This window comes from Mycolicibacterium holsaticum DSM 44478 = JCM 12374, from assembly GCF_019645835.1.
GTDB classification, from domain to species: Bacteria; Actinomycetota; Actinomycetes; order Mycobacteriales; family Mycobacteriaceae; genus Mycobacterium; species Mycobacterium holsaticum.
Map to the genome: position 1 here is coordinate 5,495,652 of NZ_CP080998.1, position 11,612 is coordinate 5,507,263.

At 68.5% G+C, this 11,612-nt stretch carries 9 protein-coding genes; 4 read left to right on the forward strand and 5 right to left on the reverse strand.

The annotated features are described in order from the left end of the window. Window positions 1-42 precede the first annotated feature (42 nt). The 4 genes from K3U96_RS26210 to K3U96_RS26225 all read right to left on the reverse strand — a co-directional run bounded on the left by K3U96_RS26210 (window position 43) and on the right by K3U96_RS26225 (window position 5,406). Complete coding sequence (locus K3U96_RS26210) at window positions 43-2,661, reverse strand: NAD-dependent epimerase/dehydratase family protein (protein WP_220691595.1); 2,619 nt, start codon at window positions 2,659-2,661, stop codon at window positions 43-45. A gap of 17 nt (window positions 2,662-2,678) precedes the next feature. Next, window positions 2,679-3,683 (reverse strand): hypothetical protein, encoded by a 1,005-nt coding sequence (locus K3U96_RS26215; protein WP_220691596.1) that lies wholly within the window; start codon window positions 3,681-3,683, stop codon window positions 2,679-2,681. An 86-nt stretch (window positions 3,684-3,769) separates the two neighbouring features. Continuing rightward, entirely contained in the window at window positions 3,770-4,318 is a 549-nt protein-coding gene (locus K3U96_RS26220) for a TetR/AcrR family transcriptional regulator (RefSeq protein WP_069406035.1), read from the reverse strand. 95 nt (window positions 4,319-4,413) lie between these two features. Then, entirely contained in the window at window positions 4,414-5,406 is a 993-nt protein-coding gene (locus K3U96_RS26225; protein ID WP_069406036.1) for an acyl-CoA dehydrogenase family protein, read from the reverse strand. A gap of 54 nt (window positions 5,407-5,460) precedes the next feature. On the opposite strand from K3U96_RS26225, the gene K3U96_RS26230 reads away from it, so the two are divergent. Genes K3U96_RS26230 through K3U96_RS26240 form a run of 3 tightly spaced genes read left to right on the forward strand, consistent with a single transcriptional unit; the run spans window position 5,461 to window position 8,669 of the window. Beyond that, window positions 5,461-6,708 (forward strand): acyl-CoA dehydrogenase family protein, encoded by a 1,248-nt coding sequence (locus K3U96_RS26230; RefSeq protein ID WP_220691597.1) that lies wholly within the window; start codon window positions 5,461-5,463, stop codon window positions 6,706-6,708. Next, on the forward strand, window positions 6,705-7,763 hold the full coding sequence (locus K3U96_RS26235) for an acyl-CoA dehydrogenase family protein (RefSeq protein ID WP_220691598.1): 1,059 nt from the start codon (window positions 6,705-6,707) through the stop codon (window positions 7,761-7,763). Before K3U96_RS26230 ends, K3U96_RS26235 begins: the two co-directional genes overlap by 4 nt. An 18-nt stretch (window positions 7,764-7,781) precedes the next feature. Next, the gene (locus K3U96_RS26240) at window positions 7,782-8,669 is read left to right on the forward strand and encodes an alpha/beta hydrolase (protein WP_220691599.1); all 888 of its coding nucleotides are present in this window, start codon (window positions 7,782-7,784) and stop codon (window positions 8,667-8,669) included. 2 nt (window positions 8,670-8,671) lie between these two features. On the opposite strand, the gene K3U96_RS26245 is transcribed toward K3U96_RS26240, so the two are convergent. Then, entirely contained in the window at window positions 8,672-9,361 is a 690-nt protein-coding gene (locus K3U96_RS26245; RefSeq protein ID WP_220691600.1) for a TetR/AcrR family transcriptional regulator, read from the reverse strand. Between the two features lie 301 nt (window positions 9,362-9,662). On the opposite strand from K3U96_RS26245, the gene K3U96_RS26250 reads away from it, so the two are divergent. Then, window positions 9,663-11,585: a linalool dehydratase/isomerase domain-containing protein gene (locus K3U96_RS26250; RefSeq protein ID WP_165614146.1), complete on the forward strand. Its 1,923-nt coding sequence runs from the start codon at window positions 9,663-9,665 to the stop codon at window positions 11,583-11,585. Window positions 11,586-11,612 lie beyond the last annotated feature (27 nt).

Sequence of the window (11,612 nt, forward strand, 5' to 3'; positions counted from 1 at the left end):
ATCAAATCTGTCTGGGCCCAGGCGCTGTCGGCCGCACAGCAGCTACACCGGTATCACAGTTCCGTTCGTACCGTCGACCTCGACCACAACACCGTCGGCGAGGGACAGCGTGGCGTGTTGGGTTCCCACGACGCAGGGGATACCGAACTCACGCGCGACGATGGCGGCATGCGAATGTAACCCGCCCACATCGGTGACCACCGCGGCGACGCACCCGAACAGCGGTGTCCACCCGACGTCGGTGACGCGGACCACCAGAACCGCACCGGGCTCGATGTCGTCGACCTCGTCGCAGGAATGCACGACCCGCACCGGCCCCCGAACGATGCCCGGGGATACCCCGATCCCGCGCAACACGTCGACTGGCCCAGCGGTACTTGCGTTGGAGCTCAACGGTTCCCATCGCAGCGTGAACATCGACGGCAACTGCAGCGCCGCCAGCCGGGCGCGCTCCGTCCGGCGGGCGGGGATCTTCTCGACGAACCGGGCGGGCGCAGCGACCTCCTCAGGCACCAGGTAGAAGACGTCACCGGCGTCAGCGAAGACGTCGGCGTCCACCTGCCGGCGACCGACCTCACGCAACGCCAACCGCAGCGCGTGGGTACTGCGAACGGCGACGTCCTTGGAGCGTTCGCGGCGGCGCACCGCGGCGTTCAACACCCCGATCGCCCGGCGCGCCACACCCGAGGTGTCCGGGGCTTCGGCCGTCGGCCGCGGCGCAACGTCGAGCGCCTTGCGGACGGCGTCGAGGAGTTGCTCCGGTCGATCGCTGTACATCGGGTTCGCCAATTCGGTTTCCCCGGGTCCACGGTGCCCGGCATCGGCGATCAGGTGCCGAAACGCTCTCGCGAAACCCGGGTCCACGGCGTCGATCCGGTCCAGCAGGTCCTCGCCCCGCTCCTCGCGAAGCAGTTTTTCGACGCCGGGTCGGGCTCGGGTCAACTCGACCAGCCGCCGCACACCGGAAAGCAGTGTGGCGCTGGTTAATCCGGCGGTACCGCCGCGCATCGCCGCCAGGTCCAGTTCCGGAGCGAGCCGTCGAACCAGCGCCTGTGCCGCCGACGCGACCAGGTTGGTGGTGGTGCTGTAGGCCCACGCGTCCAGGACGAGTTCGCGAGACGTGTCGATAACCGTCAGCAACGCGTTGCCGTCGAGTTCGCGCAGGGCACCGGCAGGCAGCGACATTCTCCGCACCCGCTCATCGAGGTCGGCGATCCGACGGCCGGCCCCGGCCATCCGCAGCGCAGCGCCCGGCACCCCCAACGCCGACCGGATCGCGGTCGACATCGGCTGGCGGTCCGTGAAATCGTCGCCGACGTGCGGAATTCCGAGGATGTGTTCATCGACCTCACGGGCGTTGGTGCCCGGCATCGCGGCGGCCATGGCGTGCACCACCGACAGGTTCGTGTACAGGCGGTGCCCGACCGACGCGATGCTGCAGGTCCGTTGGGCGGCGATGACGTCCTCGTCGCGCATCCCGAGCACTTCGACCTGAATGGCGCCGGCCAGGCGCAGCGCGTCCCGGCCCACCATCAAGGACATCGGGGTCAGCGTTCCGCCGAACGCCTCCCCGACGTTGGCGGTGGTCAGGGTCGGATAGCGGGCGTCGACATAGTCGTCGAACTCGCCCCTGAGCCCCGGCGGCGCCGGATCGACGCGATGATCGCTTGGCGGCAGGTGATTTCGCGCCCATCGGTGGTCCGGCGCCGGGGTGCGCCACGGGGTCGGCACTTTCGCCGTGCCCAGATACGTCACCGCCTTCACGCCGGCCCGCGCGTCGGCCAGCGCCGCCCGCGAGCCGTACACCGGCGTGTAGCCCCACTCGGTGACGAGCCGGGTCGTGTCGAGAGTGGGCATGTAGCGAAACCCGTCCAGGTCGGCCGGGCTGAGCTCCAGCAGATCCGCGCGCCACGCCACACGCGCGCCCGACCTCAGTAGCGCGAAAGGCAGTCGCACGAGCGGCTTTCCCAGTACCTCGGCGATCTCGTCGATGGTCAGACCGGTGTCCAGTGGGCCGACGTTGACGGTTCCGGTGCGGTCACCCAGCGCGGCCTGCGCGTGGAAGCGGCCGACGTCGTCGGTGTGCAGGAACTGCCATGGCCGCATCTGTCCGCGGGGCGCCACCAACATCGGATGGGCCAGGAAACGGAACTCGTAGTTGTCCATGTCGCGCCCGGCGACGACACACGTCCGGGTGATCACCGCGGGCACCCCCGATTCGGCGATCAACTCCTCGCACACCGCCTTGTGGCGCGCGTAGAGCACATCCGGATGGGGCCGCAGCGGTTGCTCCTCCCCGATGACGTCCGGGTTGTCCGGCCACGGACCGTAGGCCAGCGTCGAAGACGTGAACACCAGATGGTTCGCCCCGGTCGACTCCATGGCCCGCAGGATGTTTCGGGTGCCGCCGATATTGATCTCGGTGACCCCGGTCGACGAACGCAACGGTGCGAGCAGGAACGCCAGATGCACGACCCGGTCGCATCCTGCCATCGCCCGTTGGACCGCCGCGCCGTCCCGGATGTCTGCGCTGACCGACGTCACGCCCGGGATGTCGACCGTCCGGCGGGCCAGCGCCACCACGTCGGCACCCCGGCGCACCAGATCGCGGCAGATGACCCGGCCGAAGACTCCGCTGGCTCCGGTGACCAGTACACGCATGACAGGATTCCCGGACGCTACACGCGGGCCGGGAAGACTTCCTGCCAGGCCCAGTGCCGCTTCAACGTGCGCGTCTCACCGACGCGCCGGATGACGCCGGTGTGACCGGACCAGCCCGGTCGGGCTGCCGAGAAGTCGACCATCTTGCCGTTGGGGTCGGTGACGAACTCCCACGGCTGCGCGTCCCCGACATCGAAGGTGATCCGGTCGACGAATTCGGCGTCGCGCCAGTCGATCTTGGCGTCCACCGACAGCGAGTTGACCAGCACGGCGTCTGCCGATGCCACGGCGGCGAACCGGAACCGGTCCGCGCCGATGCTCATGTGGCCCCATTCGACGGAGCCGTCGTCGTACTCGTTGGCAAAGACGTTCCACCCGCCCTGCAGGCGCATCCAGATCGCGCTATTGTTCCAGCCGACGCCGTTGGGCAGATAGCTGTGATCGACCGCGAAGAAGCCGCTGACCGGTTTGCCCAGCATGGTGCCTTCGGCGAAATAGGGTGTGGACGTGTAGAAGCAGGCGCCCGGCTCACCGGGTTCGCCGCCTTCGCCCTCCTCGGTGCGCCATGGCACGAAGACCTGAAACCCGGGGGCGGCGAGGGTTCCGCTGATGTCGAGCAGCGACCCGTCGGTGCCCTGCTCTTGCCAGCTGAAGCCGCGATCGCCCAGCCGGACAGCGAAATTCGCGCCGCGTGGGGATCCACCGGTGAACGTCTCGTGACCGTCGCGGTACCCCCGCTCGACCTTGCACCCCTTGGCGCCCTGCGCGCTGGCGGGATGCACCCGCAGCCCGGTTTCGTCGGCGGCCATGATCGAGATGTCTCGGGTGGTGTAGGTGACGGCCTTACGGATGAACGCATACGACTCGCCGTCATCGGCCGCCATGATGCCGTAGAAGTATGTGCCTTCCAGAACCAGACCGAAGTAAGCCTTGTGCAGCAGATGTTGATCGGGCTCCGGACGGAAGAACCCGACCAGCGGCTGATGACCGAAATCGCCTCTGCGGGGCAGGTTTTCCAGCATGTCCGCGTCCTTTCCACAATTAACTGCATTATGTGCAGTTAATTTGCCTACCGCACGCTACCCGGCCTCGGACGCCGTGACAAGCCTCAGGCCCGCCCGTCCAACAGGAAGTCGACAAGGCGCTGTGCTTCGGCGCTGGCACTGGACAATCGCTCCGGAAAGGCCATCTGGGTGTAGATGCCCTCGATCATCGCCGCGCCGGTCAAGCTTCGGAGGAACTCGGTCGTCGCGACGTCCTCGCGCCATTCCCCCCGCGCCACACCACGTTCGAGAACCTCCATCGCGCTCTGTAAGCGCACGGTGTTGATCTTCTCCCACTCCGCACGCAGCGCCTCGTCGTCGCGGCTGTCGAGCACGATGCGAAACGTCGCCATCCCGTGCACGCTGGCGAAGCCTTCAAGCAGCTGCTGCGCCACCGACACCAGCTGATCTCGTGCGCTGCCGTCATCGGCCACGTCGAGGCTGGCGTCAAACGACCGGACGGCCGCGAGCAACAGTTCCTCGCGGGTGGGCCAGCGCGCGTACACCGCCGGCCGACTGCAGCGTGCCGTCCGTGCCACCAGGTCGACCGTGAAACCCGCCTTACCGTGTTCGGCGTACACCCGAAGCGCCGCATCGAGCACCCGGGCATCCATGTCCGGATCCCGTGGGCGGCCGCGGCCTGCCCCGGAACCCGCAGCTCGCCCAGCACCCACGCGCCGGATTCTTCCACGTGCTCAGCGGTTGCGTGTCAACCACTCTCGCGCGCCCAGCGTGGCAGCGTGAACCCGCGGTCGAACTGCCACAAGTCGGTCACCTGGTCGCGGGTCGCCGGATCCGCCAGGGTCCGAGCCATCTCGGCCAGCCAGGGGCCCGGATCGGGCATCGCCGCGGTCCACGCCCGGATCCGCCGCGAGTACAACTGGCAGTCGGCTTCGACGGTGACGCCGTAACCGCCCAGCGCCTGGTGCACGACGGCGGCGGCCTGTCGTGATGCGGTACGCGCCTTCGCAGCGGCCATCACCGCGGCAAACAGCGGGACGGCGCCGTCGCGGTCGCCGAGGTAGGCGGCGTGGCGGATCAGCAGATCGCCGGATTGTACGGAGGTGGCCGCATCGGCCAGCGGGTGTGACACCCCCTGGAAGCTCCCGACCGGCACGCCGAACTGACGCCGATCGCACACGTAGGAGACGCCGTACCGGATCAATGCCTGGGCGGCACCGACCAGGCGCGCGGCCTCGAGAACAAAGCCCCAGGCCCGGACCGCGTCGGCGGCACCGTCGACCGCAGTGGACTGCCCCCGCGCGCCGTCGAGCACGACGACTGGTTCGCCGCCGGCGCTGCGCCTGCGACCATCGGGTGCGGCAACGATTTCCAGGCCGTCGTTTCCGGCCGTGACGACGATCCGGGCCAGCCCCGCCGGGACGACGGCACGATCGACGCCGTTGGCCACCCCGGCCTGGCCGAGCACGACCTGGGCGGGCATGGCCGATACGAACGGTACCGGCGCGAGGTGCGCGCCGAGGGTGACCGCCGCGCGGGTGAGCAGGGTGGGCTGGTTCGGCAGCTCCCAGAGCCCGAACTCGGCCACCGCGGAGTCCAACTGTGCCGATCGGTCGCCCGGACCCGTCGCCGCATCGTGCTCGATGGTGCTCAGGAACTCGGGTGGGCAGTGCCTGACCAGGACGGCCTCGAGGGCGGCGGCCAACTCTTCGGCTTCCTCCGGCCAACGCTCATCGAACAACGACCACTCCGACCCCTAGACCTTTAAACCTACAACCAGGTTATAGTATTCATCGTGCAGGATGACACGTCGACGCCGTCGCCGCGCGGTCTCGACGACCTCGACATCGATCTGTCCGACGCGGACGCTGCCTTCGGGTCGCAGTGGTCGGCCTGGCTCGACGGACACCTTCCGGCGATCCACGACGAGCTGCTCGCGGCGAAATCCCCTGCGGACAAACACCGCGCGGGTCGCAGGTGGCAGTCGCAGGTGGCGGCCGGGGGTTGGGCGGCGATCAGTTGGCCTGCGGAGTTCGGCGGACGAGCGGCCACCGCGCGCCAACAACTGCTCTATTACCTGATCTCCGCCGAGCGCCGGGTTCCGCCGCTGGCCGGACGGATCGGCATCAACCTGTGCGGACCGACCCTGATCGCACACGGCACTCCCGAACAGCGACAACGCTTCCTACCCCCGATGCTCGACGGTCGGGAGGTGTGGTGTCAAGGCTTTTCAGAACCCGGCGCCGGTTCAGATCTCGCCGCTCTGCGCACACGCGGCGTGGTCGACGGTGACGAGTTGGTGATCACCGGACAAAAGATCTGGACCTCCGGCGCGCACGTCGCGGACTGGATGTTCGCGCTGGTGCGCACCGACCCGGCGGCGCCCAAGCGCGAGGGCATCAGTTTCGTCCTGGTGCCGATGAGCGCGCCGGGTATCGACGTCCGGCCGATCCGCCAGATCTCGGGCGACGCGGATTTCAACGAGGTGTTCATCGACGAGGTCCGGGTACCGCTGACCAACGTGATCGGCACGCTCAACGACGGTTGGAACGTCACCCGCACGACGCTGGCCAACGAACGGGCGATCCTGTTCATGGGTCAGCAGATGGCCCTGACCACCACGCTGCGCAAGGCCATCGCCTTGGCCAACACCCCCGATCCGCACGGCATCCGCGCTTCTGATGATCCGCACTGGCGCGACCGCATCGCACGGGCCTGGATCGACGTGGAACTGGTGCGGCTCAACGGGATGCGCAATCTGGCCAAGGTGCTGGCCGGACAGGAGCCGGGCCCGGAAGGGTCGATGTCGAAGCTGTTCGGCCAACACGTCGAACAGAACCTGCACGAACTCGCCCTGGACCTCGGCGGTGAGTTCGGCGTCCTCGACCGGGGCGCCGAGGACGCCCCCAACAAGGGCAAATGGGCGTTGGGTTGGCTGCGCACCCGCGCGTCGACCATCGGCGGGGGCACCTCCGAGATCCAACGCAACGTGCTTGCCGAACGCGTCCTCGGACAACCTCGAGACCCCTGGGCTGATGCATGAAGTTCGAATTCACCGCCGAACATGACGCGCTGCGCACCCTGGTCGCCGAGCTGTGTCGCGACCGGGGCCGGCCGCGAGCGCTCTACGACACCGATTCGCGTCTCGACCAAGGGTTGTGGAGTGCGCTGTCGGCCGCCGGTCTGCTGGGCGTCGGGCTGGCCGAAGCCGACGGGGGCGGCGGCGCGGGGCCGGTCGAACAAGTCCTCGTCGCCGAGGAATTGGGGCGCGCGGTGGGCGCGGTCCCGTTCAGCGAGCACACCGCGGCGGCCGAGACGATCGCGCTTCTCGGCTCCGCTGAGCAACGCGAGCGGATCCTCGGCCCGTTGGCCCGTGGCGAGACGGTCGCGGGCATCGTCGTCGGCGCCGATCACCACCTGGCGGCCGTTCACCCCCGCCGAGACGGTGCGCGGTGGCGGCTCGACGGTCGAATACCGCTGATTCCCAACGGTTCTGCCGTGACCTTGTTGGTGCTGCCCGCCCTGGTCGACGATCAGATGCGCTGGTTCGTCACCGACGCCGCCGATGTCGTGGCGTTGCCGACCGTGGACCGCACCCGGCCCGCGGCCGCCGCCGAGCTGAACGGCGCCGACGCCGAATTGCTTTCGGCCGACGGCCCGAATCCGCGTCCGGGCCAGTTGCTGCTGGCGTTGGCGGCTGCCGAAGCGGCCGGCGCCGCGGCCGAAGCGTTGGACATGACCTCGCGCTATACCGTCGAACGACACCAGTTCGGCCTTCCGATCGGCACGTTCCAGGCGGTCAAGCATCGGCTCGCCGACATGCTGGTCGGTGTGGAGAATTCCCGTTCGGCGGTCTACGGCGCGGCCTGGGCGCTGGCCGAGAACGCCGATGCCGATCGGGCGGTGGCCTTAGCACAAGCCGTGGCGACCGATCATGCGGTCTCGGTGGTCGGCGACGCCGTGCAGTTGCACGGCGGGATCGGGGTGACCTGGGAGTGCGACCTGCACCTGTACCTGCGACGTACCAAGGCGCTTCAACACACCTACGGTTCGCCCAGCCTGCACCGCCGTCGGATCGCCGCCAGCCTCCTTGAGTGACGACCCGAAAGCCGCCGCATGGATACCGAAGAACCGCCGTTGAGCAACGAGATGTGGACGTTCCCGGACCGTCACCTCGAAGTCCTGCGGGCCGGACCGAGGACGTCAGCCCCGCCGGTGGTGCTCATCCACGGGGTCTGCCACGGCGCCTGGTGCTGGCACCATTTCGTTCGATTCTTCGCCGACCGTGGCTTCGAGACGGTGGCGGTCAGCCTGCGCGGGCACGGCGCAAGTTCGGGCCGGACACATTTGCACGAGTTGCGGCTCGACGACTACGTGGACGATGTGGTGCACGTGGTCGAAAGGCTGGGCGGCGAGCCGGTGCTGATCGGCCACTCCATGGGTGGGGCGGTTCTGCAGCGGTATCTGGCGCGGTATTCCGACACGGTGTCCGCCGCCGTGCTGTTCGCCTCGGCGACCGCGGGAGGCTTGGGCCGCAGCAAGTTCGCCGACACGTTGCGGGGTAACCGGCCACGGACGTTGGTCAACGCCATTCGGATTGCGGTAGGGCGGCCGGGCCGCTCCAGCGTGAACGACACCCCGTTCTTCAGCAACAGGCTGAGCCTTCAGGAAGCAGAAGCCTATCGGCCCCATCTGGGCCCGGAATCGCGGCGCGCCATCCGGAACCTTCTGCAGCGCTTCGAGCACGTCCCATCCGAGCTTCCACCGATGCTGGTGATCGGAAGCCGCGACGACGCCCTGTTCGGCGAGAAGAGCCAGCGCACCACCGCCCGGGCCTACGGGGTGTCCCCGGTGCTGCTCGACGGCCCCTGTCACGACATGATGCTCGATCCGCAATGGCGCGTGGCCGCGGGATGCGTTCTCGAGTTCCTCCGCGCGAGCGTGAACTCGGCCAAGGCGCCAGGAACGCCGCCAGTCGTCGCCCCGCAGCGGTATCAGCAATGACGTCAGCTTCTTCGCTTCGTGGTCGAGCTGGGCGCATCGGTGAGCCGGCCATGGAGGATCTGCTGGACCACCTCGGTCAGTTGCCGTACGACGGTCGCGTCGGGCCTGCCGTCGTCGTCCAGCCGCGCACCCACCGCCAGCGCCAGGACGATCACCGCGCCGCCCAGCGCCTCCACCACCGCGCCGGTCGATGTGTCGGGGTCGATGGCGCCGGCATCCTTGGCCTTTTCGAGCACCGAGACTGCTTGCGCTATCTGCGGCTCCACCACTCGATCGCGGTACTGCTCAAGCACATTGGGGTAGCGGGGGCCGTCGATGTGCACACGCAGGTTGGCGTAGCCGTTGCCGCTCGCGAAATAGGCGAACACGTCGCGGCCGAAGGCCACCAGCGCCTCCTCGACCGGACGATCGTCGGCGAGCAGCGGAAGGGGCTGCGCCGAAAGCGCGTCCAGAAGCAGCGCCTCGGCGTCCGAATATCGGCGGTACACCGCATCCTTGCTGACCCCGGCTGCCCGTGCCACGCCTTCGAAGTGAAAGCCCGCCCAGCCTTCACGCGCATACAGCGTGCGGGCCGCCTGCCGCACGCGGTCGTCGATCGTCGGGTCGCGCCTGCGACCCGCCCCCGGCTTGCGTGGTCGCGTGCGGGGTTGTTCCGCACGCCCACCGGCCGCGTCGGCCTGGCCCGCACTCATCGCGTTCCGTGTCCTTTCGTCGCTCGGAGTCTAGACACCGCACCCCCCACCCTATTGCCGACGGGTCGCGTCGGTATTAGACTTCGGCGGAAATCATGCCCGCCCAGCGGGCGCGGAAGGGACCCCATGTTGCTCTTCTCCGGTTGGCGCGACTGATGGCGTGCTGCGCGTTGGCCGCCGCGCTGTTCGGTGCGGTCGCTCGCCGGTTCCGCCGCAACGGAGGCCGCGGTAACGCCGTGCCCGTCGCCCGGTGGTCGCCCGAACCCCTCAACTCCACGACGACATCGAGGAGCACGTCACGATGACACTGTCCGCGGTCGAACCCGAACACGACACCACCGATGTCGGGTACCCCTTGATCGTCCCCAGCCAACCAAACGGTCCCGCGGTCCGACGGCTGCTGCGGCGCAGCATGATCGGCGCGGCGCTCATCGGCACCGCTGCCAGCGTGATCGCCAGGTTCAGCAGGCGCCCCGGACACCGCGCAGCGGCACTCGGCACGCTGGTTCCCGGCGGAGGTTATCTCTACACCTGCAGCCCGTTCCGATTCCTGGCCACCCTTTCCGGATTCGCCGCGTCGTTGGTGGCGTGGTTCGGCAGCGGCAATATCCTGGCGCCATTGTTGGTGTGGCTCGCCGCCGCGCACGACGCGCGCAGGCAGGCCGACCGCGGACACCGCACATGGGACGGCGCCCGCCTGGCCGTTCCCGCCGCACTGGTGACCGCCGCAGCGGCCGGAACCGTGGCCCGCCGGCGCGCCTTTCGCGCCGCCCAGGAACGTGGACGCGCGCGCGCGAGCTACCTCGCCACCGTGCCGCGCATCGATCCGCGCCCCAAAGACGCCGTCCGCGCCGAGCTTTCCGTCGATGACCTGGCCACGATGCGTTCACTGTTCGATCGGGCCCTGCAGCCGTTGGACAGGTTCGACGGGTTCACCAAGGTCGACCAGTTCCAGCCCGCAGCCACGCGCTACCAGCTCAACTTTCTGCAGTATGCGCTGGCGATGTCCCAATTACATTTCACCCCTTCGTTTCACGGCTATCTCTCGGCAGCGCAGCGCAACCTGATCGACAAGTTGACGCTGCCGCCGGTGTGGCGTTACTGGGCCTACGAGCAGACCTGGGGCAACCTCAGCCTCGACTGGGACCCGATGAAGCGCGACAACGTCATGCTCTCCGGCTATCTGGGCATGATGTTGGGCGCCTACGAGTCCAACACCGGCGACGACCGGTACCGCCGCCGCGGTGCGCTGCCCTTCCGGCTGGGCAAGCGCACGTGGCCCTACACCCACGACATGGTCAGCGCCGCAGTGCATGACAACATGGCGCGCTCGCAAATGACGCTGTTCCCGTGCGAGCCGAACTGGGTCTACAGCGCGTGCAACATGACCGGCATCAACACGTTGATGCTCTCGGACCGACTGCACGACACCCACTTCGTCGACTCCATCGGTGAGAAGTTCCGGCGTGCACTGCACGAGGAGTTCATCACGCCCGACGGCCGGGTGACCGCCATCCGGTCCGCCCGTCTCGGGGTCACCATCCCCATGCTGACGTCGACGATCGCCGACAGCGGGCTGGCCACCATGCTGCACGCCTTCGACTCCGAACTGGCGCAACGGTGCTGGACCATCGTCCGACGCGAGTTCGTCGACACCTCCGGCGTCGAACCCACGATCGCGCTGCGGGGATGGGACGCCATCGACACCGGCAACTACAAGAAGAGTTCGGTGGCTTCGTTCATCCCGGTGATGTGGGGCGCCGCCGAGATGGGGGACACCGAACTCTACGACCTCCTCGCGGCGTCGCTGGACCGGCAAACCCCGCCCACCGCGGTCAACGGCACCCGTTGGTACGACGGGTTGTCGACCAACATGAACGCGATGCTGGCGGTGGCGCGGTTCAGCGCCCCCGGCGGGTTCCGCGCGCTGATCACCGACGGCCCCGGCGCGGCCACGCTGAACGGACCGGTTCTGGCCGAGGCGGCATACCCCGACGTGTTGGTCGCGGCGGCACGCACCGACGGCACCGACCTGCGGTTGGTGTTGCGGCCGGGCGCCGAACCCGCACGCACGCATCTCGAGATCCAACGGCTGGTTCCTGGCACGCAGTACCGCGTCCAGGGTGCGGTGGACGACCTGGTGGTCGCCGACAGCCGCGGTCGCGCAACGGTTTCGGTCGATCTGACCGGACGCACCGAAGTCACGCTGGCTCCCGCGCCCTAGGCGCGCGCTACAAGAAGGGCGTTTCAC